18 protein-coding genes and 1 pseudogene are annotated in these 26,654 nt (G+C 67.0%); 12 read left to right on the top strand and 7 right to left on the bottom strand.

All coding sequences use genetic code 11. The features are described 5' to 3' along the window. Window positions 1-160, bottom strand: a 160-nt coding sequence (locus tag MRY84_RS12740) for an FAD-dependent oxidoreductase (RefSeq protein WP_291506094.1), incomplete at its 3' end; no start/stop codon positions are given. A 360-nt stretch (window positions 161-520) separates the two neighbouring features. Between MRY84_RS12740 and MRY84_RS12735 the strand changes: the two genes are divergently transcribed. The 3 genes from MRY84_RS12735 to MRY84_RS12725 all read left to right on the top strand — a co-directional run bounded on the left by MRY84_RS12735 (window position 521) and on the right by MRY84_RS12725 (window position 3,228). Beyond that, entirely contained in the window at window positions 521-1,411 is an 891-nt protein-coding gene (locus tag MRY84_RS12735) for an amino acid ABC transporter substrate-binding protein (protein ID WP_291506092.1), read from the top strand. A gap of 17 nt (window positions 1,412-1,428) precedes the next feature. After that, the gene (locus MRY84_RS12730; protein ID WP_291506091.1) at window positions 1,429-2,208 is read left to right on the top strand and encodes an amino acid racemase; all 780 of its coding nucleotides are present in this window, start codon (window positions 1,429-1,431) and stop codon (window positions 2,206-2,208) included. 93 nt (window positions 2,209-2,301) lie between these two features. After that, window positions 2,302-3,228: an amino acid ABC transporter substrate-binding protein gene (locus MRY84_RS12725; RefSeq protein WP_291506090.1), complete on the top strand. Its 927-nt coding sequence runs from the start codon at window positions 2,302-2,304 to the stop codon at window positions 3,226-3,228. 58 nt (window positions 3,229-3,286) lie between these two features. On the opposite strand, the gene MRY84_RS12720 is transcribed toward MRY84_RS12725, so the two are convergent. After that, window positions 3,287-4,177 (bottom strand): NAD-dependent epimerase/dehydratase family protein, encoded by an 891-nt coding sequence (locus MRY84_RS12720; RefSeq protein ID WP_291506089.1) that lies wholly within the window; start codon window positions 4,175-4,177, stop codon window positions 3,287-3,289. Window positions 4,178-4,393: 216 nt separating this feature from the next. On the opposite strand from MRY84_RS12720, the gene MRY84_RS12715 reads away from it, so the two are divergent. The 3 genes and pseudogenes from MRY84_RS12715 to arsA form a co-directional block, all read left to right on the top strand. Next, window positions 4,394-5,290 carry a dienelactone hydrolase family protein gene (locus MRY84_RS12715; protein ID WP_291506088.1) on the top strand — a complete coding sequence of 299 codons (897 nt, stop codon included), beginning with the start codon at window positions 4,394-4,396 and terminating at the stop codon, window positions 5,288-5,290. 161 nt (window positions 5,291-5,451) lie between these two features. Continuing rightward, window positions 5,452-6,297, top strand: coding sequence for a ZIP family metal transporter (locus MRY84_RS12710; protein ID WP_291506087.1), 846 nt, complete (start codon window positions 5,452-5,454; stop codon window positions 6,295-6,297). Window positions 6,298-6,437: 140 nt separating this feature from the next. Continuing rightward, a pseudogene (arsA, locus tag MRY84_RS12705) lies at window positions 6,438-8,234 on the top strand (arsenical pump-driving ATPase); the annotation flags it as partial. A gap of 247 nt (window positions 8,235-8,481) precedes the next feature. Here arsA and MRY84_RS12700 read toward each other — a convergent pair. Both MRY84_RS12700 and MRY84_RS12695 read right to left on the bottom strand, forming a co-directional pair. Next, window positions 8,482-9,240: a LytTR family DNA-binding domain-containing protein gene (locus tag MRY84_RS12700; RefSeq protein ID WP_291506086.1), complete on the bottom strand. Its 759-nt coding sequence runs from the start codon at window positions 9,238-9,240 to the stop codon at window positions 8,482-8,484. After that, complete coding sequence (locus MRY84_RS12695) at window positions 9,221-10,483, bottom strand: histidine kinase (protein WP_291506085.1); 1,263 nt, start codon at window positions 10,481-10,483, stop codon at window positions 9,221-9,223. The genes MRY84_RS12700 and MRY84_RS12695 overlap by 20 nt, the downstream gene beginning before the upstream one ends. A gap of 52 nt (window positions 10,484-10,535) precedes the next feature. On the opposite strand from MRY84_RS12695, the gene argH reads away from it, so the two are divergent. Both argH and MRY84_RS12685 read left to right on the top strand, forming a co-directional pair. Next, window positions 10,536-12,005 carry an argininosuccinate lyase gene (gene argH, locus MRY84_RS12690; protein WP_291506084.1) on the top strand — a complete coding sequence of 490 codons (1,470 nt, stop codon included), beginning with the start codon at window positions 10,536-10,538 and terminating at the stop codon, window positions 12,003-12,005. 58 nt (window positions 12,006-12,063) lie between these two features. Further along, window positions 12,064-13,059: a Bug family tripartite tricarboxylate transporter substrate binding protein gene (locus MRY84_RS12685; protein ID WP_291506083.1), complete on the top strand. Its 996-nt coding sequence runs from the start codon at window positions 12,064-12,066 to the stop codon at window positions 13,057-13,059. Window positions 13,060-13,174: 115 nt separating this feature from the next. Here MRY84_RS12685 and MRY84_RS12680 read toward each other — a convergent pair whose 3' ends face one another. Next, entirely contained in the window at window positions 13,175-13,783 is a 609-nt protein-coding gene (locus tag MRY84_RS12680; RefSeq protein ID WP_291506082.1) for a hypothetical protein, read from the bottom strand. A 55-nt stretch (window positions 13,784-13,838) separates the two neighbouring features. Next, complete coding sequence (locus MRY84_RS12675; RefSeq protein WP_291506081.1) at window positions 13,839-15,965, bottom strand: catalase; 2,127 nt, start codon at window positions 15,963-15,965, stop codon at window positions 13,839-13,841. Window positions 15,966-16,232: 267 nt separating this feature from the next. Between MRY84_RS12675 and MRY84_RS12670 the strand changes: the two genes are divergently transcribed. Further along, window positions 16,233-17,681 (top strand): rhomboid family intramembrane serine protease, encoded by a 1,449-nt coding sequence (locus MRY84_RS12670; RefSeq protein WP_291506080.1) that lies wholly within the window; start codon window positions 16,233-16,235, stop codon window positions 17,679-17,681. Window positions 17,682-17,989: 308 nt separating this feature from the next. Here the strand turns inward: MRY84_RS12670 and MRY84_RS12665 are convergent, their stop codons facing one another. After that, entirely contained in the window at window positions 17,990-19,222 is a 1,233-nt protein-coding gene (locus MRY84_RS12665) for a hypothetical protein (RefSeq protein WP_363317544.1), read from the bottom strand. A gap of 296 nt (window positions 19,223-19,518) precedes the next feature. On the opposite strand from MRY84_RS12665, the gene MRY84_RS12660 reads away from it, so the two are divergent. From MRY84_RS12660 to MRY84_RS12650, 3 genes are all read left to right on the top strand, one after another. Next, window positions 19,519-25,527, top strand: a complete 6,009-nt coding sequence (locus MRY84_RS12660; protein WP_291506079.1) for an MG2 domain-containing protein — start codon at window positions 19,519-19,521, stop codon at window positions 25,525-25,527. A 52-nt stretch (window positions 25,528-25,579) separates the two neighbouring features. Next, window positions 25,580-25,951: a hypothetical protein gene (locus MRY84_RS12655; RefSeq protein ID WP_291506078.1), complete on the top strand. Its 372-nt coding sequence runs from the start codon at window positions 25,580-25,582 to the stop codon at window positions 25,949-25,951. Window positions 25,952-26,000: 49 nt separating this feature from the next. Next, window positions 26,001-26,654: biosynthetic peptidoglycan transglycosylase (locus tag MRY84_RS12650; protein WP_291506093.1), on the top strand; the 654-nt coding region annotated here is incomplete at its 3' end.

Raw genomic sequence — 26,654 nt, 5'->3', positions numbered from 1 at the left:
GGGGCTGCACATAGCTGTAGCTGAGTTGCGCACCATTGCCGCCGCTGGCGCCCGCGCCGGGCTGGGCCTGGTCGATCACGGTCACCTCGATGCCGCGTTGGTGGAGTTCATACGCCGTGGCCAGGCCCACGATGCCTGCGCCGAGGACACATACCTGCATCTTGTGTGCTTCAGGAGCTTGCGTGCAAGAGAAAGCTGCCTTGCGCGCAAACGCCAATGTTGTTGGACTGCGGCCCAATGTAGGGTGAGGGTGGGGCTTTGAACAATGCCAATGCCGTGAGGGCCCATGCCGGGAAGTTATGTGCGTGCACCGTGGGGATGCAAAGGGGTTTGAACAGCCCGCGGTACAGCGAAAAACCGCACTGGCGTGGTGCGGCGGAATGCACCCGTTTGGCGGCATAACTTTTGGTCATGGCCTGCCCGTGCAAATGAATTGTTCAAGCGCGGCGTGAATTTTTACAGTGCACCTGCGTTTCGATTGCTAGTCCACTACATCGTCTTTGAAGCAAAGGGATTCCCCATGAAGCTCTCCGCCGTTACTTCCACCGCCCTCGTGGCCGCCAGCCTGCTGGCCAGCACCGCAGCCAGCGCCGATACCCTCAAGAAGATTGCCGACTCGGGCAAGATCACCTTGGCTTACCGGGAGTCATCGGTGCCCTTCAGCTACCTGTCGGGGCCTGGCGCACCGGTGGGCTTTTCGGTGGACATCTCGAATGCCGTGGTCGACGCGGTGAAAAAGAAGCTGAACAACCCGGCCCTCAAGGTCGAGCTGCAGGCTGTCACCTCGCAGAACCGCATCCCGCTCCTGACCAACGGCACCATCGATCTCGAGTGCGGCTCCACCACCAACAACACGGCGCGGGCCAAGGATGTGCAATTTGCCATCAACTATTTCTACACCGGCACGCGCCTGCTGACGAAGAAGGCATCGGGCGTCAAGAACTACGCCGACCTGGCCAAGAAAAAGGTTGCCAGCACCTCGGGCACCACCAATGCGCAGGTGATCCGCAAGTACAACCGCGACCAGAACCTGGACATGGAGATCGTGCTGGGCAAGGACCATGACGACGCCCTGCTGCTGGTAGACAGCGGCCGCGCCGAGGCGTTTGCCATGGATGACATCCTGCTGTTCGGCTTGATGGGCAACACGCGCAACCCGGCTGAATGGGCGGTGGTAGGCGACTCGCTGCAGGTCGAGCCCTATGCCTGCATGCTGCGCAAGGATGACCCGCAGTTCCAGGCGCTGGTCAATGGCGTGATCGGCGGGATGATGAAGTCGGGCGAGTTCGAAAAGCTCTACGCCAAATGGTTCATGTCCCCCGTGCCCCCGCGCAATCAGAACCTGAACCTGGCCATGAGCAAGGAACTGCGCGAGAACCTCGTGGCGCAGAGCGACAAGCCCGCACAGTGAGACCGGCCGGAGCACGCATGTCTTTCGTGTCCGCTGCAAGCCCCACACACGTTCCGCAGGTGGTGGGCATCCTGGGCGGAATGGGCCCGGCGGCCGGGGCTGACTTTGTGCGCCTGTTCGTGCAGGCATGTACTGCACGCATGGAGGCGCTGGGCATCCCCGTGCATGACCAGGCCTACCCCGAGCACTGGCTGGCGCAGGTGCCCATCCCTGACCGCACGGCTGCGCTGAGCGACACGCGCCCGGGCGCGCACCAGCCAGCGGACCCCATGCTGCAGGCCACGGGGCGGCTCGCCGCGCTGGGTGCGCGAGTGGTGGCGATTGCGTGCAATACCGCCCATGCCTGGCACGGCATCTTGCAGCAGCGGTTCCCGCAGATGGTGGTGCTGCACGGCGTGCAGGAGGTGGTGGCCGAGCTGTCGGCGCGCAAGGTGCAGGGCGTGGGTCTACTGGCCACGCGCGGCGCGTACGACGCGGGCCTGTACCAGCGCGAGCTGGAGCGCGCGCGCATCGCCTGCTTTGTGCCCGACGACCATGAACGCGAGCAGCTGATGCAGGGCATTTACGACGGTGTGAAAGCCGGCAACTATCCGCTGGCGCGCCAGCGCTTTGAAGCCGTGTCGATTGCGCTGCAGGAGCGTTATGGCGTGTCCACGCTGATCATGGGCTGCACGGAGATTCCGCTGGCCTTGGCAGAGCATCCCCGGCTGGACGGGATCTCGCTGGTGAACCCGTCGGTGGTGCTGGCCTCGGCCCTGGCCCGGCACGCCTATCGGGACACCGCGCCCGCCTGCTGAGCGCGAAGCGACGGGTGGCCGCAAGGGTTGCCAGCTTCGTTTCTGTGCCTCGGCCCCCTCTCCCAGGGGGCTTCCTGAATGAAGGTGAAGGTCATGAAATTCCCGACGGTCGGACGAAGGCTGGGCGCGAGCACGGCTGCGGCGACGTTTGTGTTGACGTTTGGCGCAGCGAGTGGTGGCGCGGGGTTGGCCGAATCTGCGGGCACTACCCTGCAACGCATCCAGTCGAGCGGCGTGGTGGTCATCGGCCACCGGGAATCGTCCCTGCCGATGTCCTACGTGGCCAACGGAACGCCCCTGGGCTACAGCGTGGACGTCTGCCAGCAGATTGCGCAGGCGCTGGGGCGCCACCTCAAGCTGCGCGAGACCAAGGTGGCCTACCGCCTGGTCACTTCCAGCAGCCGCTTTGATGCCATTGAAAAAGGCGAGGTGGACCTGGAATGTGGTTCCACCACCAACACGGCAGCGCGCCGCGAGCGGGTGGCATTCACCATTGCGCATTTCATTGCCTCGTCGCGCATCGTGGTGCAAAGCGACAAGCCCTATTCGCGCATCGAAGACCTGGACGGCAAGACGCTGGCATCCACGGCGGGCACCACCAACATTGATTCGCTGGCGCGCGAGGCGGCCACCAAATCGGTGCGCGTGCGCATCGAGCCCGCCAAAGACCATGCCGAAGGCTTTGGCTGGGTGGTGAGCGGCAAAGTGGAAGGGTTTGCGATGGACGACGTGCTGCTGTATGGGCTGCGCGCCAGCCACTCCCGGCCGCAGGACCTGAAGGTGATTGGCAAGCCCATGACCATCGAGCCGTATGCGGTGGCGTTCGAGCGCAACAACCCGGAGCTCAAGGCGGTGGTGGATGCCGAACTGCGCCGCCTGATCCAGACCCGCGAGCTGCACCGCCTGTACGACAAGTGGTTCACGCAGCCCATTCCGCCGCACGGCATCAACCTGGGCATGCGCATGCCGCACCTGCTGGTGGATTCGCTCAAGTACCCATCGGACTACGTGCCTCAGTAGCTCGGGCACGGGGCCACGGGCCGCGTCGGGGCGATTCGTGGCGGGGGGCAACAGGCGCTCAACGCCAGGCGGTGGCCACCAGCTGGCTGTAGTGCACCGGCGAGCGCCCGAGCAGTTGTGCAAACGGGGCCGGATCGCCGGTGTTGTCGCTGCCCAGCATTGCCAGGGTTTCCGTGCACCAAGGGCTGGCGGGCACCGCGTCGCCCAGGCGGGCGCTCAGCCGCGTGATCGTGTCGGGCAGGCGCAGCACGTGTGCGGGGCGGTAGCCTTGCTGCTGCCGCAGGCTGGCGACAAAGCCGCTCAGGGGCAAGGCCTCGGGGCCCACGCATTCGATGATGCCTTCGGTGGTCATGGCCGGCCCGAGCAAGGTCGTGATGGCAGCGGCGAGGTCGTGCACTGACACTGGCTGGATTCGCGCGGTGAGCATCGGCCCCGGCAGCAGCGCGACCGGGAGGCGGGCGAGGTTCATGAACAACGCGCTGCTGTCGCCGCCTTTGCCAAACACCACGCTGGGCCGCAGGATCGCAGGGCGCATGGCGCCTCGGGCTTGCAGGGATTGCAGATGCGCATCGGCGGCCCTTTTGGTGCGCGCGTAGGGTGTGTCGTTGCTGTCGATGCCCAGGGCGGAGACATGCACGATGCGCTGCACGCCAGCCTGTGCGCAGGCCTCGAACAGGGCTGCGGGCGTGTGGTGGTGGATCGCATCGATGGGGCGGCCCGGGCTGTCCCGCAGCACCCCCACGGTGTTGACCACCGCATCGATGCCCGCCAAGCGGGGCAGCCATGTGGCGGCGGTGGTGTCGTGGGCGAAGTCCATGGGCACCTGCCGGGGCGTCAAGTCCTTGCGCCGCGGCGACACGCCGCCGTGTACGGTATGCCCCGCCCGGGTGAGCGCGGCCGCTACCGTGTGTCCGATGAATCCCGTGGAGCCGGTCAAGAGAATGCGCATGGGTATGAGCCTCTGGTAGAACCGTCCATTGGGGGCGCCATTTCGCGGCGCGGCCGCAGGACAACTGCTCCAATGGGTAGTGTCCGTATTAGACAGACTCCAAGGAAACGCGGGGATGCCCGGCGCAATTCCCCCACGCTGCAGCCCTGCCAGCGCGGCGGCGGCAAAACTCCTAGACTCCGAGGCCCATTCTTTCTTTCACTGCTGGAGAAACCGATGCTCACTGACGACCTCGATTCCGACGCCCGCGCCCTGCTGCCAGGCCGCACCACCGAGGCGGGCGCAACCCGCCGCACCGCGCTGCAGACCGCGCTGGGCCTGGGGTATGCGGCGGCGGCCGCGCCGATCATGGCGCAGACCGCCATTGCCACGCCCAGCGACGGGCTCACGGCGGGGGAGGTGAGCTTCACGGTCAATGGCTTCAAGGTGCCTGCCTACCGCGCAGCACCCGCAGGCAAGACCGGCCTGCCCGTGGTGCTGGTGATCCAGGAAATCTTTGGCGTGCACGAGTACATCGCCGACACCTGCCGCCGCTTTGCCAAGGCGGGCTACCTGGCCATTGCGCCCCAGCTGTATGCGCGCCAGGGCGATCCCTCGCAGTACACCGAAATTGCCAAACTCATGTCTGAAGTGGTTTCCAAGGTGCCAGACGCCCAGGTGATGGCCGATCTGGACGGTGCTGTGGCTTGGGCCACGGCCAACGGCGGTGATGCTGCCCGAGTAGGTATCACCGGCTTTTGCTGGGGCGGCCGCATCACGTGGCTGTACGCAGCGCACGGCCCCGTGAAGGCCGGTGTGGCCTGGTATGGGCGCCTGGTGGGCCAGGCCAGCGAGCTCACCCCCAAGCACCCTGTGGACATCGCGCCCATTCTCAAGGCCCCCGTGCTGGGCCTCTACGGCGAAAAAGACACCGGCATCCCCCTTGACACGGTTGATAAGATGAAGGCTGCTCTCGCCAGTGGCTCGCCGCAAGCCCGGTCATCGGAATTTGTGGTGTACCCCGACGCGCCCCATGCATTCCACGCCGACTACCGGCCGAGCTACCGCAAGGAAGCCGCCGAAGACGGCTGGATGCGGGCGTTGGCCTGGTTCAAGAAGCACGGAGTGGTCTGACAGCGCCGCTTTCTGCGGCTGGGCCCAGTGGCCCGCGTGCCACCCGCAGCCGCCCCGCATCGGAGGGGCGGCTTTTTTTGATCCTGCAGCGGGCGGGGCGAGGGCGGGGCGGATCTAGATAAAAACAGGCTTCAGGGCTGATCAATAAAGCGCAAATAGCTATGACTTTAGTAGCAATCATCATGGCCACCCTGGCCGCGGGCATCGGCAGTGTCTGGCTGGCCGCGTTGCTGATGCGGCTGGGCCTGGGCGGGCGTTCGAATGCCGTGAGCCCTCAGCATCTGCTGAGCCTGGCGGCCGGTGCACTGCTTGCCACGGCCTTCATGCACTTGCTGCCCGAGGCGTTCGAAAGCCAGGCCGGTGCGCACGACCTGTTTGCCACGCTGCTGGTGGGCGTGGTGTTTTTCTTCCTGCTCGACAAGGCCGAGCTGTGGCACCACGGGCATGAGCACAGCCACGCGGCGGCATCCGCACACCAAGCCCACGATCACGATCATGCGCAAAGCCACGGGCACCACGACCACAGCCATGGCCACCATCACCGCCACGCCCCGCGCTCTGGCGGCTGGGCGGTGCTGACGGGCGACAGCGTGCACTGTTTTGGCGACGGCATCCTCATCGCCTCGGCCTTCGTCGCGGACATCCGCCTGGGCGTGATCGCCGCCTTGTCGGTGCTGGCGCACGAGGTGCCCCACCACATGGGCGACCTGGTGGTGCTGCGCCAGACCAGCCCCAACCGCCGTGCGGCACTGGTCAAGGTATCGCTGGCCGGCGCCGTCACGGCGCTGGGCGGTGTGCTGGGTTACTTCCTGGTGGGGCAACTGCAGGATTTCCTGCCGTACTTCCTGGCCGTGGCGTCCAGCAGCTTCATCTACGTGGCACTGGCCGACCTGATCCCCCAGCTGCAAAGACGCCTCACCGCTCGCGAGACCGTGCTGCAGATTGCCTGGCTGATCGCCGGCATGGTCATCGTCACCCTGGTGAGCGGGGCGGCGCACGCGCACTGACGCACTTGGGCCTTCGGGCCTTCGGGCCTTCGGGCCTTCGGGCCTTCGGGCCTTCGGGCCTTCGGGCCTTCGGGCCTTCGGGCCTTCGGGCGCTTGACCTGGCTCAAGATGGCGCGGGGCCGTTGTGCCATGCTGGGACAATGCCTGCTCCCCACGCCGCCACCGTCTCCCTGGGCCTGCTCGTCCATCCCACGCGTTTCCTGTTCTTTACCGGCAAGGGCGGCGTGGGCAAAACGTCTTTGTCCACCGCAGCAGCCATCGCCCTTGCAGACGCCGGGCGGCAGGTGCTGCTGGTGAGTACGGATGCGGCCTCCAATCTGGACGAAATGCTGGGCGTGCCGCTGTCCAACCAGCCCGTGGCCGTTCCCGGGGTGCCGGGGCTGCACATGCTCAACATCGACCCCGATACCGCCGCAGAGGCCTACCGCCAGCGCGTGCTGGCGCAGCTTGCGGCCACCGCCACCAGCGACGAGCGCGCGACCGTGCGCGAACAACTCTCGGGCGCCTGCACCACCGAGATCGCCGCGTTCGACGAATTCGCGGCGCTGCTGGCCAGCGAGGGCCGCGACAGCGGCCACGTGTTCGACCACGTGGTGTTTGACACGGCGCCCACCGGCCACACGCTGCGCCTGCTGAGCCTGCCCAAGGCCTGGACGGGCTTCCTGGCGGGCAATGACCGGGGCGCATCCTGCCTGGGGCCGCATTCGGGCCTGAAGATGCAGGAGGCCCGCTTCAACGCAGCCCTGGCCGCGCTGAGCGACCCGGCCCTGACCACCGTGGTGCTGGTCACGCGCCCCGACCCGCGTCCCATGCAGGAGGCGGCCCGCACCGCGCTGGAGTTGCGCGCGCTGGGCCTGGCCAACCAGCGCTTGGCCATCAACGGTGTGTTCCATGCCAGCCAGCCAGGTCAGGACGCGGTGGCCGACGCCATCGAGGCGCTGGGCCGTCAGGCCATGGACCAGATGCCCGATGCGCTGGCCCAACTGCCACGCGACGAGGTACCGCTGCGCGCCTTCGACACCGTGGGTGTGCCCGCGCTGCGGGCGTTGCTGGGCGGCGGCGATGTGGCGCTGAGCTCATCTGCCAGCACGGCGGGTGTGCCGTTGCAGGCCGAACCCCTCTCGTCCCTGGCCGACGCGCTGGCCGCCAAGGGCCACGGCCTCATCATGGTGATGGGCAAGGGCGGCGTGGGCAAGACCACCATCGCTGCCGCGCTGGCCGTGGGCCTGGTGCAGCGCGGGCACAGCGTGCACCTCACCACCACCGACCCGGCGGCCCATGTGCAAAGCCAGCTCGACGGCAGCCTGCCGGGGCTGACGGTGGGGCGCATCGACCCGCAGGCCGAAACACGGGCCTACATCGACAAGATCATGGCCACGCGCGGCAAGGCAATGGACGACGCGGGCCGCGCCCTGCTGCTGGAAGACCTGCAGTCGCCCTGCACCGAGGAGGTGGCCGTGTTCCACGCCTTCAGCCGCGTGGTGAACCAGGCGCGCAGCGCCTTTGTGGTGCTGGATACGGCGCCGACGGGCCACAGCCTGCTGCTGATGGACGCCACGGGCGCCTACCACCGGCAGATGACGCGGCAGTACGAAGGCAGTGCGGGTGGCAAAGGGGCCCCACACATCATCACCCCCCTCATGCGGCTGCAGGATGCCGATATGACCCATGTGGTCATCGTCACGCTGCCCGAGGTCACACCCGTGAGCCAGGCCGCCGCATTGCAGGACGACCTGCGCCGCGCCCGCATCGAGCCGTGGGCCTGGGTCATCAACAAAAGCGTGGCGGCCACCGGCACCACCGACCCCTTGCTGCAAGCCCGCCTGGCCGGCGAGCAGCGGCAGGCCGCGCGCATTGCCAGCGGTCTGGCGCAGCGCACTTACGTGCTGCCTTGGCTGGCTACGCCGCCAGTGGGGGTGGATGCGCTGGGGCGGTTGGCGGCGGTGATCTCCCTGGATGCAATTAAATTAATAGCTATCCGCGCTGAAAGTGTAAGCGCTGGAGCTCGAAATGCCTTGAATACGGGCTGCCGGCGGAGGGGCACTCGGCGAGCGTGGCCTTGCATTCCGGTTTTCGAAGCGAGGAAGGGGCAGCCTAAAAAAAAGCGTTTGGCTTCGGCCCGCGGCCCGAGCGCATGGCGTCCGTGCGGGCCTGGCGGGCTGGCGCAGGCGCAACCATCCGGCACTATCGTGCCAATTCCTCCCGCACCGCGGCCACTTGCCGCCGCGACACGGCCAGCAACTCGGTCGACCCCTGCAGGCGCACTGCCCAGCCTTCGCCCTCTTCGGGGTCGTAGTGTTTCTCCAGCGCGCGCACCGCACGGCGGGCCACGAGGGCGTTGCGGTGGATGCGCAGGAAGCGGGGTGAAAACTTGGCTTCCAGTTCGCTCAAGGCGCCATCCATGATGTAGCTGCGCGTGGCGGTGCGCACGGTCACGTATTTCTGCTCGGCCTTGAAATACAGCACCTCGATGAGCGGCACCCGCTCGGTGCGGCCTCGGTCCTGGATGAGCAGCGTTTCACCCTCGGGCAGGGCGGGCGCGGCAACGGGCGCCGGCCCGCGCCCGTTGCGCTGCACCTTCGAGAGCGCCTGTAGCAGCCGTTCACGGCGAACGGGCTTGGTGAGGTAGTCCATGGCATCGAGCTCGAACGCGCTGACGGCATGGTCCGCATGGGCAGTCACGAAGACCACGGCAGGGGGCTGGGGCAGGGTCTGGAGGGTATGGGCCAGGGCCAGGCCGTCCTGCCCCGGCATGTGGATGTCCAGCAGCACCAGGTCGAACGCGCGCCCGCCCGTGGGGCCCAGCAGCGCCAGCGTCTCGCTGGCGTTGGCGGCTTCGGCCACGGTCATGCGCAGGCCGGGCTGGGCCTGGGTGCAGTCGGCCAGCAAGGTGCGCAGGCGGCTGCGGGCGAGGGCTTCGTCGTCAACGATGAGGATGTTCATGGTCGGTGGGATGGTGGGGGAGGCCATCGGTGTCGTCGCCGATGGCGGGGCTGTGGCCGGCGCTGTCCGTGATGCCGCGGCGCTGGGTGGGCTGGCCGCTTCCGCGGCCCGATCGGCCGGGAGGCCCGCTGCGCCGCCTGCGCTCCACACTGGAGGCCGCGGGGGCGGGCAGGGTGATGCGCACCTGGTACAAGCCATCCTGCACGCCGGCAGTGAATTCGCCCTGCACGTCGTGCAGCAGCGCCAGCCGCGCGCGCACGTTGGCCAGTGCGATTCCGTTGCCGCGGGGTGCAGCGTCATCCTCGGCCTTGCCGTCCTTGGGCGGCAGCGTGTTGGTGATGCGCACCACCACGCGGGTGCCGCGCAGCTCGGTCAACACCCGCAGGCGGCCACCCCGTGCACTGGGCTCCACGCCGTGCTTGACAGCGTTTTCCACCAGGGGCTGCAGCAGCAGCGGTGGCAGGCGGGCGTTGTCGGTGCGTGGGTCCAGGTTCCATTGCACCTGCAGGCGGTTGCCGAACCGGACTTGTTCAATCCCCAGGTAGCGGCGCGCCAGCGTGATTTCTTCGGCCAGGGTGGTGGACTCGCCCTGTTCGATGAGGGCCACACGGAAGAGGTCGGAGAGATCTTCCAGCAGCGACTCGGCCTTGGCTGGCTCATCGCGCACGAGCGCAATGGCGCTGTTGAGCGTATTGAACAGGAAGTGCGGGCGGATCCGCGACTGCAGTTCCGTCAGCCGCGCGGTGGTGGCCGCCGGTGTGCGGCCCCGCGCGCGAAGCACGAGCGCCGCGACCAGCACGGCCGCCAGCAGGGCGCCGGTGGCAGCACTGGCCAGCCAGGGCGGGGCCGGGGGCTGCACCACCAGCGTCAGCATGCCGCAGGCATAGGCGCCAGCGGCCGCGCCCAGCAGCACGCCCGCCGCATACTGCTGGGCCATGCTCAGGCGTTGCAGCACGGTCTTGAGGCTGCATGCGGTGACCAGCCACACCAGCGTGGCGGGCAGGGCTCCGCCCGTGAGCAGCGCCAGCGTGGCGAGCCAATCGGCCGGCGTGGCAGCGCCGTACATGGCACCCACGCCCACCACCGCCTCCACAAAAAGCACGGCCCGCAAGACCACTCCCACCTCGCAGGCATCGAACACCAGTGCCCTGCGGGGCGCGGGCGGACCACGCCACGCAGCCGCGCGCGGCAGTGCGGAATCCGGCGGCTGGGGCGGGGTCGATAAAATTTGCGTGTCTTGCATTGCGGCGCCCGGGTTGTCCGGGTGTCTGAACCATCGGATTATTGCCCTCCTTATGTCCAAACCCCAAGCCACCAGCGCCGCCTCTGCGCCCTCCCACAACCAGCTCGATACCAAGGCACAGGCTTGGTCCGCGCTGTTTTCCGAGCCCATGAGCGACCTGGTCAAGCGCTACACCTCCAGCGTGTTCTTCGACAAGCGCCTGTGGCAGGCTGATATCGCGGGCAGCCTGGCACATGCCGAGATGCTCGCCGCGCAGGGCATCATCAACGCTGAAGACCACGCCTCCATCCAGCGCGGCATGGCGCAGATCACTTCCGAGATCGAGTCCGGCGCCTTCGAATGGAAGCTGGACCTGGAAGACGTGCACCTGAACATCGAGGCGCGCCTGACCCAGCTGGTGGGCGATGCCGGCAAGCGCCTGCACACCGGCCGCAGCCGCAACGACCAGGTGGCCACCGACGTGCGCCTGTGGCTGCGCGGCGAGATCGACTTGATTGGTGACTTGCTCAAGGAACTGCAAATCTCCCTGGTGGATGTGGCCGAGCGCAATGTGGAGGTGATCCTGCCTGGCTTCACCCACCTGCAGGTGGCCCAGCCTGTGAGCTTTGCGCACCACATGCTGGCCTACGTGGAAATGTTTGCGCGCGACGCCGAGCGCATGCAGGATGTGCGCCGCCGCACCAACGTGCTGCCGCTGGGCAGCGCGGCGCTGGCCGGCACCACCTACCCGCTGGACCGTGAGCGCGTGGCCAAGACCTTGGGTATGGAAGGCGTCTGCCAGAACAGCCTGGACGCCGTGAGCGACCGCGACTTCGCCATCGAATTCACCGCCGCCGCCAGCCTGTGCATGGTGCACGTGAGCCGCCTGTCGGAAGAACTCATCATCTGGATGAGCCAGAACTTCGGCTTCATCAAGATCGCCGACCGCTTCACCACGGGCTCGTCGATCATGCCGCAGAAGAAGAACCCCGACGTGCCGGAACTCGCGCGCGGCAAGACCGGCCGCGTGGTGGGCCACCTCATGGGCCTGATCACCCTGATGAAGGGCCAGCCCCTGGCCTACAACAAGGACAACCAGGAAGACAAGGAGCCGTTGTTCGACACCGTGGACACGCTCAAGGACACGCTGCGCATCTTTGCCGAAATGGTTGGCGGCCAGCTGAACCCCGCCACGGGCCAGAAGGAGGGCGGCATCACCGTCAACGCGCAAGCCATGGAGCAGGCTGCTCTCAAGGGCTACGCCACGGCCACGGATCTGGCCGACTACCTGGTCAAGAAGGGGCTGCCCTTCCGCGACGCGCACGAAACCGTGGCGCATGCGGTGAAGGCCGCCACCAGTCACGCCTGCGACCTGTCGGAACTGCCGCTCAATGTGCTGCAAGGCTTCCACCCGGCCATCGAAAAGGACGTGTACGACTGCCTGAGCCTGCGCGGCTCGCTCAACGCCCGCAACACGCTGGGCGGCACCGCGCCCGCGCAAGTGCGAGCCCAACTGGAGCGCCACCGCGCCCGTTTGGCCTGAACCTTGCAACGCCTTGCGCTCATTGCGCTGTCCAACCCCGTCACTTCGGAACCTGACCATGACCGCACCCCTGCACCGCCGCAGCCTGTTGTCCCGCGCTGTGCGCACCACCGCCGCGCTGGCCGCCACCCTCACCATGGGCCTGGCATCGGCCCAGTCCGACAAGCCCATCCGGCTACTCGTCGGCTTTCCGCCGGGTGGCGGGTCGGACGCGATTGCGCGGCTGCTGGCGGACAAGCTCAAGGACACCTTGGGCATGCCCGTGGTGGTGGAAAACCGCCCAGGGGCGGGTGGACAGATCGCGGCGCAGGCGCTCAAGGCTGCGCCCGCCGATGGGCACACGCTGTTCCTGTCGCACGACCACACCATCTCCATCCTGCCGCAGGTCATCAAGAACCCCGGCTTTGATCCGGTGCACGACTTCGTGCCGGTGGGCGGTTTTGCCACGTTCGTGAATGCGTTTGCCGTCTCGGGCGGCAACCCTGCCAAGTCGTTCAACGAGTACGTGGCCTGGGTCAAGGCGCAAGGCCAGGGCAAGGGGGCCGTGGGCATTCCGGCACCGGCCTCCACGCCCGAATTCCTGGTGAAGCTGGTGGGCCAGAAGTACCAGCTGGACCTGGTGTCAGCCCCCTACCGCGGCAGCGCGCCCATGATGGCTGACATGCTGGGCAACCAGATCGCGGCGGGCGTCGGCTCCATCCCCGATTTCATCGAGAACCACAAGGCCGGCAAGGTGCGCGTGGTGGCCGTGCTGGGCACCAAGCGCCAGGCGGCCATGCCCGACGTGCCCACGTTCGACGAACTGGGCCTCAGGGGCTTTGACGATCTGCCGTACTACGGCATCTATGCGCCTGCCGGCACACCCCAGAAGTTCATCACCACCTTCTCGACCGCCCTGGCCAAGGTGGTGGATCAGCCCGAGGTGAAGGGGCCGCTCACGGCCATGGGGCTCACGGTGGGGTACATGACGCCACAGCAGCTGGCCACGCGCCAGCAGGCCTACACCGAAGCCTGGGCGCGCATCATCAAGACCACCGGTTTCGTGGCCCAGTAGCGCCGGGTTTTTTGGTAACGCGGGTTTCCGATTTGCCATCGAAATAGCCCCCAGCGCTTGTGCGTCAAGCGCTGGGGGCTATTGTTTTTATAGCGAATGCAGGGCGGGGCTCTTTTCAGAGCATGGACTCGCGCTGCTGTTCGGCCCGCGAGGCGCCGATGGCGGTCTCCACCTGCTTGACCTCCTCGGGCGGCGGCAGCACGGCGGGCATGCCCAGCGCCTGGATAGCCAGTTCGCGGCACCAGCCCTTGGTGTGATAGAGGTGGTGGTCCTCGTCTTTTTCCACCGCCTCATGCGCTTTTTTGAGCGCCTTGCCGATCTCGCCGGTGGCCACTTCGGCCGCCTTGCCCAGCAGTTCCCAGTTGGCGTGGTCCTTGGTTTCCGCATGCACCACACATTCGCAGGCCACCAGCTGCGCGGCGTCGGGGTTGCCGCCTTGCTGGGCCAGCTGCATGGCCTTCACCAGCGATTCGCCGATGTGCTTGACCACCAGGCGCGTGGGCGTCTGCATGTCGGGGTCCAGGCCCAGGGTGTCGCAAAGGCTGCGCACCACGTTCTGGTGGGTCAGGGTCTCTTCCAGGTATTCCTCCCATTCCTTCTTGAGGTCGGGATTCGTGGCGCATTCGATGGCCTTGCGGTAGACCTGTTCGCCGCCCAGTTCGGTCTCCATCATCTGGAGGACCAGGTCGTTGAGTTGCTGGCTGTCATAGCGGGCTGTGGGCATGGAAAACTCCTTGTGGGGGTAGTGAAGTCGTTGGGGTGGGGACAGAAATGCGTGGTCACGCCAACATGCGCACCTTGGGCTCGCGGGCCCATTGGCGGGTTTGCGCGGCGGTGATGAATCCCTGCACGTCAGCCGGATCGACGACGCCGGCGTCGGGCTGGATGCCCGCTGCCTGCAGGATGGCCTGCGTGCCCTTGCCTGCGGCAATGGCCTTCAGGTGCCCGAATGCGTCGCGGAACCAGTCCACCGCAGCGGACTCGCGCGAAAGCATCTCGCCCATCTCGGACGTGATGACCGAGGCCACTGCGTCGAACACCGTGGACGGCGTGCCCTGCAGTTGCCCGTCGGCAGGCAGCAGCGTGCCGTCGCGCAGCTTGGCGCCGCCAATCTTGGGCGACACGATCTTCACGGTGGCCCCGGCCTTCTCGACGGCCTTGCGCAGTGTGGCGATGGTGTCGCCGTTGGAGCCATCGGCCACCAGGATGCCGATGCAGCGGCCCTGCAGCGTGGGTTTCATGCGGTCGATGATGCGCAGCGCCAGCGAAGGCGGCAGGTCTTGCACGGGCTCGGCCGCTGGCGGTGCGGGCGGCATGGCCGGCAGGGCGAGCCCGGTGGCCACGCGCTGGGCCAGTTCCGGGTCCACATGGATCAGGTGGCCCACCACGGCCTCGCGCACATGGGGTGTTCCCACCTTGGAGAGTTCGAACACCAGGGCCGAGGCCATGTGCGCCTGCTCCAGCGGACTCTGGCTGCGGTAGAACATGCGCGCCTGGCTGTAGTGGTCGGCAAAGCTCTCGGGGCGGATGCGGCCCTTGCCCCGCCCGTCGCCATCATCGGCCTGGGCAAAGTGCCGGAAGCCTTGCGCCAGCGAGGCGCGGGGCGTGTCGCCCTGCAGGCTGCTGGGCTCATAGTTCACACGGCCCTTGGGCACCTGCATCTGCATGTGGCCGTCGCGCTGCATGTTGTGGAAGGGGCACTTAGGCGCGTTGATCGGGATCTGCGCGAAGTTGGGTCCACCCAGGCGCGACAGCTGCGTGTCCAAGTATGAAAACAGACGGCCCTGCAGCAACGGATCGTTGCTGAAATCGATGCCCGGGGGCACGTTGGCGGGGCAGAAGGCGACCTGCTCGGTTTCAGCAAAGAAGTTGTCGGGCCAGCGGTTGAGCACCATGCGCCCGATGACCTGCAGCGGCACCAGCTCTTCCGGGATGAGCTTGGTGGGATCGAGATGGTCGAACGGAAAGCTCTCGGCGTCTTCTTCGGTGAAAAGCTGCACGGCCAGGTCCCACTCCGGGAAGTTGCCTGCCTCGATGGCTTCGAACAGGTCGCGGCGGTGGAAGTCGTTGTCGGCCGCCTGCAGCTTCATCGCCTCGTCCCACACGGTGGACTGAATGCCCAGCTTGGGCCGCCAGTGGAACTTCACAAAGGTGCTTTCGCCGGCCGCGTTGACCAGCCGGAAGCTGTGCACCCCAAAGCCTTCCATCATGCGCAGGCTGCGCGGGATGGTGCGGTCGCTCATCGCCCACATGATCATGTGCATCGACTCGGGCATGAGGGAGACAAAGTCCCAGAAGGTGTCGTGGGCGCTCGCGGCCTGCGGGAACGCGCGGTCTGGCTCCATCTTCACCGCGTGGACCAGGTCGGGGAATTTCATCGCATCCTGGATGAAGAACACGGGGATGTTGTTGCCGACCAGGTCCCAGTTGCCCTCAGGCGTGTAGAACTTGACGGCGAAGCCGCGCACGTCGCGCGGCGTGTCCACCGAGCCCGCGCCACCCGCCACGGTGGAAAAGCGCGTGAACACGGGGGTTTGCACGCCCACCTCGGTCAGCACCTTGGCGGTGGTGTAGTCGCGCAGCGAATGGGTCAGCTCGAAAAACCCGTGCGCAGCGGAACCGCGCGCATGCACGATGCGCTCGGGAATGCGCTCGTGGTCGAAGTGCGTGATCTTCTCGCGCAGGATGAAGTCTTCCAGCAGCGTGGGGCCGCGCGGAGCGGAGCGCAGCGAGTTCTGGTTGTCGGCGACTGGTATGCCCTGCTGCGTGGTGAGCACCGGGTGCTTGCCGCCTGCTTGCTGCTGCATTTCGCCCGCATGGCCGCGGTAGGTGTCAGACTGGGTGGACGAGGGCAAGGTGGGCGGCGATTTTTTCGCCGCGCCACGGGTAGTAGGGGATCGGGCCATGGGCGCTCCTGGGGGTCTGGAAATTGGAAACGGGGACGGAAATGGGACCAGCCAACATCGTTGAGTCCGATGGTCGTTGGCCGGGTAGGACGCAACCCCATGTGCGCGTCGTCGCCATGCACTGCAAAGCCACGGCGATGTGCCGACGCCACCCGCTGTTTGCTACGCTTGCCCTTCCGGGGCTCTGCGCCGGAGCAGATGGCCCGCGCATGTCGCGAGCCGTCCCTCATCTCTCTCTCTTTGTTCATTGCCCTGCCAGACTGACAGATGTTCTACGCCATCCCGCTCGAGAGCCGCCCCACGTGGCGCAACCCGCCCTGGATGACCGTGGCGCTGATCCTGGTGAACATGCTGGTGTTCTGGGGTCCGCAGCGATGGGAGGAAAAGGCACAGGACCGCGCGGCTGCCTTCTATGTAGCCAGCGTCTTGCCTGCCGTGGAGGTTCCACGCTTCGTGGCCTGGCTGGAGGAAACGGGCGACAAGCACCTGAAGGACGCGCGTGCCCTGCAGAAGGCGGGCAACCACCGCATGCTGCTGCGCTGGATGGAGCAGGAGGACGGCTTTCAGCAGCGCGTGAAGAGCCCGGGTTTTGTATTGCCCGAAGACCCCCGGTACGCCGACTGGAAATCCGCGCGAACCCAGTACGAAGCTCGCCAGCCCGCGCCCTTTACCCGCCACTGGGCGCAAAGCTTTGAAAAAGATGCCGAGCCGCGCCCCATCACCTGGCTGACCGCCACGTTCCTGCACGGCAGCACCGGGCACCTCATCGGCAACATGGTGTTTTTGTTTCTCTTCGGCTTCTCGGTTGAGCTGGCCTTGGGCCGGGGCTGGTATCTGGCGTTTTACCTGCTGGGGGGCCTGGGCGGTTCGCTGCTGGCGGGCTGGGCGTATGCGGGCATGGGCAGCTACGGCCTGGGCGCCTCAGGCGCGGTGTCGGCCCTGATGGGCATGTACGCCGTGCTGTACCGGCTGCGGCGCGTGCGGTTTTTTTACCAGCTGTTCTTCTACTTCAATTACGTCACCGCGCCGGCGTTGCTGCTGTTGCCCGCGTGGATTGCCAATGAGTTGCTGCAGCACTGGCTCAGCGGCCGGGGTGTCGCCTACATGGCTCACCTGGGCGGCTTGCTGACAGGCGCCTCTTTGATGGCGCTGGCCATGCTGCTGCGCAAGAAGCCGGTGGAGGTGCCGGTGACGCCAAAGGCCGAGGACGAGGATGACGGTTTTGATGCCCACGTGGCCCATGCCCAGCGCTTGGCCCAGGGCATGAAGTTCGAGCAGGCCCTGGCGCAGTGGCGCGCCGCCGCCAAGCTGCGCCCCCAAGACCAGTCGGTGCTCAGCGCTTGGTTCAAGACGGCATCACTGTGGCCCGGCGGCGAGGACTTTCACCATGCCGCGCGCCGCATCTTTCGCCTGCACGCCCACGATGAGCAGACCTTGCAGTTCCAGCACGCGAGCTACCGCACCTATTTCGAAAAGGCCAAACCCGGCGCTCGCCTGGTTCCGGATGACATGGCCCGCCTCTGCCGCCGGTTTGCCCGCGCGCAGCAGTGGGGCGATGCGCAAAGGCTGTTCAACGCCTTGCACCGGACGGCCCCCGCGCACCCGGAGCTGGGCGAGACGCTGGGCATGCTGGTGGCGGCGTTGCACCATGCGGGGCGGCGGGATGAGGCGGCGATGTTGGGGGAGCTGGCGCCTGGGCTGGGGTTGAAAAGGTGAATGGTTTGCCAGGCCATTCGTTCGGGCTGAGTCTGTCAGAGCCTCGGCAATTGGGCTCGCTGGCTGGCTTGGGCGGCATGGTTTGTTGAAAGGCGGGAGCCGCGGCGACATCCCGGCCACCGCTGTCAACTCAAGCACGCTGCAGAGACTGGCAAGCGGGCGCTCGCGCCAATGCTTCAGCAAGCTCTGCCCGAGGGGCGGCATGCATCAGGTGCCAGGTGTTGGAAAGCCTGGCAAGCCATCAAGAGTGCTATGAAAAACATAGCTAATGGCGCTTTCCACAACAGCGCCAGAGCCCCATGGAGACCTCAACCTCCCGCCGCTCCCTGCGGCACATGGTTGCGCAGCAGCCACCGTGTTTCCCGCGTGGCCTCCGTGTCCGGGTGCCGCGACTCCAGCGTGGCCAGCACGCGCAAGGCCATGTCGGCGCGGTTCATCCCCTGCAGCAGCACGCGCGCGACCAGTTCGTAGGCGGCCGGCACGCTGTCGTGGTGCTTGAAGCGGCGGTCAAAGCCTTGCAGCAGGGCCAGTGCGTCCTTGGCGTCGTTGGCATTCCAGGCGGCTTTGGCCAGGCCCAGGGTGGCATTGGCATCCTGCAGCGCAAACTGGGCGTCCTTGGAGCGGCAGGTCTGGAACGCCTTGAGCGCTTCGCCCGCGTGGCCCGAGCGCAGCAGCAGCGGAATGTAGCGCTGGGCGTGGTCGAGCAGTGTGGCGGTCTTGCCTTCAGCCAGCGCCAGCACGCGGTGGTAGCGGCGTTGTGCGGGCACTTCGTCGCCGTGGGTGCGCTGCTCTTCGTAAGCAATGCCCAGGGCGCCCGCCATGTCGCCGGCGGTGACCAGCGCGGCCACCTGCGCGTCGATGGCGTCTTGTTCGATCTGGCGCGGGCTGCGGCGGTCCGCGGGGGCGCCGTCATCGTCCAGGCCCGCGCCGGGCAGCAGGTCAATGCCGAACGCCGCGTGGTTCTGGTACATGGCATAGCCCAGCAGGCTGGCCATGACCCAGCTGAAGTAGATCAGCAGCCAGTTGACGATGGGCAGCAGGATCCAGCCTTTGAAGATGGGCAGCAGCATGCCCAGCGCAATGAAGGTGCCCTGGCTCAGCAGAAAGAGGAACAGGCACAGCAGCAGGTAGGGCCAGCCAATGGTGCGCACGGCGTTCCAGGCGTTGGCGGGGTTCAGGGTTTCGGTAAAGCTGCAGGTCTGCACCAGCACGATCTGCGTGGCGGGCAGCAGGAAACACATGGCCAGCCAGGCCAGCGTGCCCAACAGGGGGTTCAGGCGCTGCAGCCAGCCCACGGCGATGGATTGAGCGATCAGGATGGCAAACAGCTTCCAGGGCAGGTTCTTCCAGTCCGGGTCGAGCTCGGAAGGGTAGTCCTCGGCCCTGTGGATGCCGCGCGAGCCCAGGGCTGTGACCTTGAAGGCGTAGCGCGACGCGGCCAGCAGGATGCCGACCTCGATCAGCAAGATGCCCAGGGCGTCGGGCAAAAAGAAGATCAGCTTGAACAACAGGCTGGAAAGCGCCAGCAGCACGCTGTACAACAGCGGCTTGGATTGCAGCGGAAGGAGTTGAGCCGGTGCCAGAACGGCGCCGGTTGCTTGGCGGGCTGGGCAGGCAGGTCAATGCCCGTTGGACGTGTGGCCATGTGTTCTCCCGCCTCCCTGCGCGGGGTGCGCTGCTGTAGCGCCAATTGTTGCGCGGCAGTATAGGTCGCACACATGGGCTGGCATCTGCAGCACTTTCTCACACATTCACGCTCTGGCCAGGCGGCGGCGGATGGTGCCTGAACGGGTGGATCGGCTACGCTCAGGGCCCTTCAGGCAAGAGCAAAAGCACAATGAAAACACTTTGGAGGAAATCCCCGACCAGCGCTGCGTTGCTGCTGGGCGGGTGGCTGCTGGCAACCCAGGCGCACGCTCTGCAGATCACGAGTTTTTCGCCCCAGGGCGAAGTCGCTCGGGTGCGGCAGGTGGTGGCCAAGTTCGACGCGGCGGCGGTCAGCTTTGGCGACCCCAAGGCGCCGGCTCCTCTCACCCTGAGCTGCAGCGACGCCGCCGCCACCAAGGGCACGGGCCGCTGGACCAGCGAGCGGGAGTGGGTGTTTGACTTCGAGCGCGACCTGCCGCCGGGCGTGCGCTGCACTGCCACGGTCAAGCCTGGCTTCAAATCGGCCGCTGGCGCTGAACTGGCGGGCGCCAAAAGCTATCAGTTCAATAGCGGCGGTCCCTTTGTCCAGACGATCCGGCCCAGCACATACCAGGAGATTGATGAAGAGCAGTTCTTCGTGCTGCAGTTCAACGGGCCCGCGACCACCGCCAGCGTCCAGGCCAACGTGTGGTGCACGATGGACGGCGTGGGTGAACGCGTGCCGGTGCGCCAGATCGAAGGCGCGCAGCGCGCCGAGATCCTGAAGACGCTGGGCCTGGAAAAAGACGCGGCGAAAGAGCCACTGCAGTACGCCACGCTGGCCTGCAACCGGCGATTCACCTCGGGCTCGCGCATGCAGATCGTGTTTGGCAAGGGCGTGGCCACGCCCAGCGGTGTGGCCAACACGGTGGAGAAGCGCTATGACTTCAAGGTGCGCGAGCCGTTTGCGGCCGAGTTCAGCTGCGAGCGCGAGAACGCGCAGGCCGCCTGCCTGCCCATCCGGCCGATGCAGCTGTCCTTCAACGCCCCGGTGCCGCGCAGCCTGGCCACCGCCATCCGCCTCAAGTCGGCCAAGGAAACCCTGAAGCCCCAGACCGACGGCGGCATCGAGGGCCAGAAGGGGGATGCGCTGGTCAATAGCGTGCAGTTTGCGGCGCCTCTGTCTGAAAACACGGCCTTCACGCTGGAGCTGCCCAAGGACTTCAAGGACGCCTCGGGCCGCCCGCTGCGCAACGCAGACAACTTTCCGCTCAAGGTGTCCACGGGTGGCATGCCGCCCCTGGCCAAGTTTGCGGCCGCGCCCTTCGGCATCGTGGAGCGTTTTGCCGAAGGCCCACGCTCTGACAACCCCCCAGCGCTGTTGCCGGTGACGCTGCGCAACGTGGAAGCCGCACTGCGCGTGCAGGGCCTTCAGCCGGGTGCGGCAGCCCCCGGCAAGGTCAGCACCCTCAAGCCGCGCACCGACGCCGACATCATTGCCTGGTTCAAGAAGGTGCAGCGCTACGACAGCTACGTGGTGAGCCGCAAGCAGGCCCGCCAGGATGTGAGCGGTCCGCTGCCCAAAGTGCTGGACGACGACAAGGATTACGTGCAGTCGCGCATGGTGTCGCTGCTGTCGGGCAAGGGCGGCGTGAAGACGCTGGACCTGCCCAAGCCCGCCAGCAACGACCCGCGCCCGTTCGAGGTGGTGGGCATCCCGCTCTCGCCTGGCTTCCACGTGGTGGAGATTGCCTCGCAAAAGCTCGGCGCTTCGCTGCTGGACGAGCGCCACGGCGACGCCCGCACGATGTACGTGCGCACCTCGGCCCTGGTGACCAACCTGGGCGTGCACTTCAAGCTCGGCCGCGAAAACGCCGTGGCCTGGGTGACCACGCTGGACAAGGGCCAGCCGGTGCAGGGCGCCACGGTGCGCGTGAGCGACTGCAAGGGCAATGAACTGGCCAAAGCGCTGACTGATGCTCAGGGCGTGGCCCGCATCGACGGCCTGTCGGCCGACCCCGCCCGCTGCAGCGATGGCGGCGACTATGGCGACGGCGGCAACGCCTACTTCGTCAGCGCGCGCCACAAGGACGACGGCGGGGTGGAGGACATGGCCTTCACGTGGAGCGACTGGCAGCGCGGCATTGAGCCCTGGCGCTTCAACGTGCCCACGAACAGCGACCCGCGCCCCAGCGAGCGCGCCCACACCATTTTCGATCGGACCCTGTTCCGCGCGGGCGAGACCGTGTCGATGAAACACGTGCTGCGCTCGGAAACCCGCCAAGGCTTTGCGCTGCCCAAGGAGCGGCCCGACACCCTGGTGATTACCCACGTGGGCAGCGGCCAGCAGTTCACCCAGCCCATCGCCTGGCGCGACACGGCCACGGGTGGCCTGAGTGCGTTGAACAGCTTTGCCATCCCGCCCGCCGCCAAGCTGGGTGTGTACCAGGTCGAGCTGCGCAATGACGCGGGCGACGACCGCAGCTTCAGCTCGGGCGAGTTCCGGGTGGAGGAGTTCCGCCTGCCTGTGCTGGAAGGGCGTATCGCCCCGGTCGAGAAGAAGGCCCTGGTGCGCGTGCGCTCGGTGCCCACCGATGTGCAGATCAACTACGTGTCCGGCGGCGGCGCGGCCAACCTGCCGGTGCGGGTGTCGGCCCTGGTGCGCGGCAAGGCGCTCCAGTTTGGCGACTACGAAACGTTCAGCTTCCGGCCGCCGCGCAAGCGTGAGCAGGGCAGTGCCGACAGCGCCAGCAGCGACGACGAGGAAGCCACGGCCAGCCAGGACGCCCGCGTGATCGCCGACAAGCTGCCCGTCACGCTGAACAAGGACGGCGCTGGCAAGGTCACCATCGACAACGTGCCCCAGACGCGCCAGCCGCAGGAGCTGCTGCTGGAGGCCACCTACGCCGACCCCAATGGCGAAGTGCAGACCATTCGCAGCACGCAGGCCCTGTGGCCCGCGGGCGTGGTGGCGGGCATCAAGACCGAAGGCTGGGTATCGGCCCGCCAGAAGATCCGCTTCCAGGCGCTGGCGCTGCAGCACAGTGGCAAGCCGGCCGCCGACACCTCGCTGCAGGTGCAGGCCATCGCCCGCGTCACCACCAGCACGCGCAAGCGCATGGTGGGCGGCTTCTACAGCTACGACAACCAGACCGAAACCAAGGATCTGGGCACGCTGTGCACCGGCAAGAGCGATGCGCGCGGCCTGCTGCTGTGCGAGTCCAAGCTCGACGAACCCGGCGAGGTGGAACTGGTGGTGACGGCCACCGACAAGGACGGCAACACCAGTGTGGCCGCATCCTCCGTATGGGTCACGCGCCAGGGCGAGCTGTGGTTTGGTGGCGAAGACCATGACCGCATCGACCTGCTGCCCGAAAAGAAAAACTACCAGCCCGGCGAGACCGCCAAGTTCCAGGTGCGCATGCCATTCCGCTTTGCCACAGCCCTGGTGGCCGTGGAGCGCGAGGGCATCATTGAAACCCATGTGGTGCAGCTCAACGGCCAGGATCCCACGGTGAGCCTGAAGGTGCAGTCCGACTGGGGCCCGAACGTGTACGTGAGCGTGCTGGCCCTGCGCGGCCGTCTGCGCGAGGTGCCGTGGTACAGCTTCTTCACCTGGGGCTTCAAGGCGCCCCGCGAGTGGTGGACCTCGTTCTGGTACGAGGGGCGGGAGTACCAGGCACCCACTGCGCTGGTGGACCTCTCCAAGCCGGCGTTCCGCCTGGGCCTGGCCGAGATCCGCGTGGGAACGCAGGCCCACCAGATCAACGTGAAGGTGCAGGCCGACAAGGAAAGCTATGCCGTGCGCGGCAAGGCGCAGGTCACCATCACCGCGACCCTGCCGGGCGGCAAGCCCGCCGCGAACGCTGAGGTGGCCCTGGCCGCCGTGGACCAGGCGCTGCTGGAACTGATGCCCAACACCAGCTGGAACCTGCTCGAAGCCATGCTGCAGCGGCGCAGCTGGGGCGTGGAGACGTCCACCGCGCAGATGGAGATCATTGGTCGGCGCCACTACGGCAAGAAGGCCGTGCCCGCCGGCGGTGGCGGTGGCAAGGCACAGACGCGCGAGCTGCTCGACACGCTGCTGCTGTGGCAGCCCGCCATCCAGCTCGACGCCAACGGCCAGGCCAAGGTGACGGTGCCGCTGAACGACGCACTCACCACCTTCAAGATCGTTGCGGTGGCCGACGCTGCCACCGGCCTGTTCGGCACCGGCAGCACCAGCATCCGCGCCACGCAGGATTTGCAGATCATCAGCGGCCTGCCGCCCCTGGTGCGCGAGGACGACCAGTTCCGCGCCCAGCTCACGCTGCGCAACACCACCAAGGCCGCGATGAAGGTCGAGGTGGCGCCGCGCGCCACCCTGCTGGACCTGAAGCCTCAGACGGTGGACATCCCCGCCGGTGAATCGCGCGAGGTGGCGTGGACGGTGACCGCACCCGCCCAGCTCGCGCAGACCCGCGCCCAGGCTATCCTATGGGAGATCGAAGCCAAAGACACCGTGAGCGGCGCGCGCGACGCGCTCAAGGCCAGCCAGAAGCTGATCCCGGCCGTGCCGCTCACGGTGCAGCAGGCCACGCTGGTGCAGGTCGATGGCAGCTTCAACCTGGATGTGAACCCGCCGGCCGATGCGCTGCCCGGGCGCGGCGGCCTCAAGATGTCGCTGCAGCCCAAGCTGGCCGAAGGCCTGCCCGGCGTGCGCGACTGGTGGGCGCGCTACCCGTTTGCCTGCCTGGAGCAAAAGACCAGCAAGGCCGTGGGCCTGCGCGATGGTGCGCTGTGGCAGACCGTGGTGGCGCAGCTGCCCACCTACCTGGACAGTGATGGCCTGGCCAACTACTTCCCGCCGCGCGACGGTGATAGCAACCGGGGCAGCGACACGCTCACGGCCTACGTTCTGGCTGCCACGCACGAGGCCGCCGCCATCAACCCCGCGTTTGCACTGCCGGACGATGTGCGCGCACCCATGGAGCGCGGCCTGATCGCCTTCATCGAAGGCCGCATCGAGCGCAGCTTCTGGAGCCCGCGCAAGGACCTGGACATGCGCAAGCTCGCCGCCATCGAAGCGCTGTCGCGCTACGGCAAGGCCCAGGGCCGCATGGTGAGCAGCATCACCGTCGCGCCCAACCAGTGGCCTACGCATGCGGTGATCGACTGGGTGAATGTCCTGAAGCGCGTGGCCGATGTGCCCCAGCGCGACCAGCGCCTGGCCGAGGCCCAGCAGATCCTGCGCGCGCGCCTGTCGTACCAGGGCACCAAGGTCCTCTTCAGCACCGAGCAGGACGACTACTGGTGGTGGCTGATGCAAAACGGCGACGTGAACACCGCGCGCCTGATGCTGGCCGTGATGGACGACCCGGCCTGGAAGGACGACATGGGCCGCCTGGCCAATGGTTTCATCGGCCGCCAGCAGGCGGGCGCGTGGCACACCACCACGGCCAACCTGTGGGGTGGCCTGGCGCTGGAAAAATTCAGCGCCAAGTTCGAGGCCGTGCCGGTGGCGGGCACTACCAAAGCCAGCATGGGGGGGCATACCGCCAGCGTGGACTGGAGCAAGGTCGAGCGGGTGAAGGCCAGCGACCTCACCGGTGCCACCCACCAGACGACCTGGTTCGGCGCGCCTGCATCGCCCGGCAACCTGAAGAACAACGGCATGTTCCTCCCCTGGGGTAAGACAGACGGCAAGGAGCAGCTCGCCGTCACTCACCAGGGGGCTGGCAAGCCCTGGCTCACGCTGCAATCGGTGGCCGCCATCCAGCTGAAGGCGCCGTTCTCGGCCGGGTACACGATCACCAAGACCGTGACCCCTGTGGAACAGGCCAACAAGTCGCTGCCGGCTGGCCAGTACACACGGGGCGATGTGCTGCGCGTGAAGCTCGAAGTCAACGCCAGCGCCGACATGACCTGGGTGGCCATTACCGACCCGATCCCGGGCGGTGCCACCATTCTGGGCAGCGGGCTGGGCCGGGACTCGCAGATCGCCACGCAGGGCGAGAAGAGGAGCGGCGCGGGTTGGCCCGCATTTGAAGAACGCAGCTTCGAGTCCTTCCGCAGCTACTACGAGTACCTGCCCAAGGGCACGGTGACCATGGAGTACACCGTGCGGCTGAACAATGTGGGCGACTTCGCCTTGCCGCCCAGCCGTGTCGAAGCCATGTACGCGCCCGAGATGTTTGGCGAAGTGCCGAACGCGCGGGTGAGGGTCGAAGCGGCGAAGTGATTTCGCTGCGCCAGACCTTTTTTCGGACCGCCACCTGCTGAGCCCCGACGCCATGAGCCTGAGCGTTTTTGTGGAACTGCGGTTCTGGGTGCTGGTGGTGTTCTCGGTGGTGCTGCCGGCGGGCATCTATGCCGCACTGCTGGCCACGCGCGCGATCTCGCGCATGGCGGTGCTGGGCTTTGGCGTGGCGCTGGTGCTGATTGCGGGCGTGGACGTGTACCTGCTGCAGTCGCTGGCCAACGTGGCCAAGACCACGCCATCGCTGGCGGACGATGCGGTGTTCCTCTCCGAGCTGTCCATCGCCCTGTACGTGCTGCCCGTGGTGTTTGGTGGCATTGGCGTGAACCTCATATCGCACATCCTGCTGCGCCATCTGAGCGAGGCCGAGGCCCGGTTCGACAAGGAGCACCCCGGTGGCCCGTGATCCACGTGCTCGCAGAGTCCGGGCCAGGCCGGGCTTTCGCCATGCCTGGATTGCTCTGTTTTTGATAGCTGTTTGCGCTTTCCCAGCAAGCGCTATCCCGGCTTTTGATGAGGTTCGCAAGGACTTCCGTCCATCGGACATGCAAATCCTCTCGCGCGAAGGCGAGCTGCTGCAGCGCCTGCGCACCGATGCCTCCGTGCGGCGTGGGCAGTGGGTGCCGCTGGCCGATGTGTCGCCCGCGCTGCGCACGGCCCTGGTGCTGAGCGAGGACAAGCGCTTTTACGAGCACAGCGGTGTGGACTGGCGCGCCGCATCGGCCGCCGCCTGGGGCAACCTGTGGAACCAGCGCACGCGCGGGGCCAGCACCATCACCATGCAGCTGGCGGGCCTGCTGGATGGGGACTGGCGCCAGGGCCCCGGCGGGCGCACCGTGGTGCAAAAGCTCGGCCAGACGGTGGCCGCCCAGGTGCTGGACCGGCGCTGGCGCAAGGACCAGATCCTGGAGGCGTACCTCAACCTGGTGCCGTTTCGCAGCGAGCTGGTGGGCATTGATGCGCTCAGCCGCACCCTGTTTGGCAAGGCCGCCCACGGGCTGGACGACCGCGAGGCGGCGGTGGCCGCCGCGCTGGTGCGCGCGCCCAACGCCCGCCCCGCGCTGGTGGCCCAGCGGGCGTGCGGCGTGCTGCGCGAGATGGCGGCGGCC

Origin of the sequence: Acidovorax sp., assembly GCF_022763525.1 — a bacterium.
In the GTDB taxonomy this organism is placed as follows: Bacteria; Pseudomonadota; Gammaproteobacteria; order Burkholderiales; family Burkholderiaceae_C; genus Acidovorax.
The sequence above is the reverse complement of the archived record's forward strand: the minus strand, read 5'-3'. Positions and strand labels throughout refer to the sequence as shown.

Excerpts from the sequence above, each read along its gene's own strand:
- MRY84_RS12685 (WP_291506083.1), top strand. The coding sequence starts at position 12,064 with ATGACCGCACCCCTGCACCGCCGCAGCCTGTTGTCCCGCGCTGTGCGC.
- MRY84_RS12680 (WP_291506082.1), bottom strand. The coding sequence starts at position 13,783 with ATGCCCACAGCCCGCTATGACAGCCAGCAACTCAACGACCTGGTCCTC.
- MRY84_RS12655 (WP_291506078.1), top strand. The coding sequence starts at position 25,580 with ATGAGCCTGAGCGTTTTTGTGGAACTGCGGTTCTGGGTGCTGGTGGTG.
- MRY84_RS12730 (WP_291506091.1), top strand. The coding sequence starts at position 1,429 with ATGTCTTTCGTGTCCGCTGCAAGCCCCACACACGTTCCGCAGGTGGTG.
- MRY84_RS12720 (WP_291506089.1), bottom strand. The coding sequence starts at position 4,177 with ATGCGCATTCTCTTGACCGGCTCCACGGGATTCATCGGACACACGGTA.
- argH (WP_291506084.1), top strand. The coding sequence starts at position 10,536 with ATGTCCAAACCCCAAGCCACCAGCGCCGCCTCTGCGCCCTCCCACAAC.
- MRY84_RS12715 (WP_291506088.1), top strand. The coding sequence starts at position 4,394 with ATGCTCACTGACGACCTCGATTCCGACGCCCGCGCCCTGCTGCCAGGC.
- MRY84_RS12725 (WP_291506090.1), top strand. The coding sequence starts at position 2,302 with ATGAAATTCCCGACGGTCGGACGAAGGCTGGGCGCGAGCACGGCTGCG.
- MRY84_RS12670 (WP_291506080.1), top strand. The coding sequence starts at position 16,233 with ATGTTCTACGCCATCCCGCTCGAGAGCCGCCCCACGTGGCGCAACCCG.
- MRY84_RS12675 (WP_291506081.1), bottom strand. The coding sequence starts at position 15,965 with ATGGCCCGATCCCCTACTACCCGTGGCGCGGCGAAAAAATCGCCGCCC.
- MRY84_RS12710 (WP_291506087.1), top strand. The coding sequence starts at position 5,452 with ATGACTTTAGTAGCAATCATCATGGCCACCCTGGCCGCGGGCATCGGC.
- MRY84_RS12700 (WP_291506086.1), bottom strand. The coding sequence starts at position 9,240 with ATGAACATCCTCATCGTTGACGACGAAGCCCTCGCCCGCAGCCGCCTG.
- MRY84_RS12695 (WP_291506085.1), bottom strand. The coding sequence starts at position 10,483 with ATGCAAGACACGCAAATTTTATCGACCCCGCCCCAGCCGCCGGATTCC.
- MRY84_RS12735 (WP_291506092.1), top strand. The coding sequence starts at position 521 with ATGAAGCTCTCCGCCGTTACTTCCACCGCCCTCGTGGCCGCCAGCCTG.
- MRY84_RS12660 (WP_291506079.1), top strand. The coding sequence starts at position 19,519 with ATGAAAACACTTTGGAGGAAATCCCCGACCAGCGCTGCGTTGCTGCTG.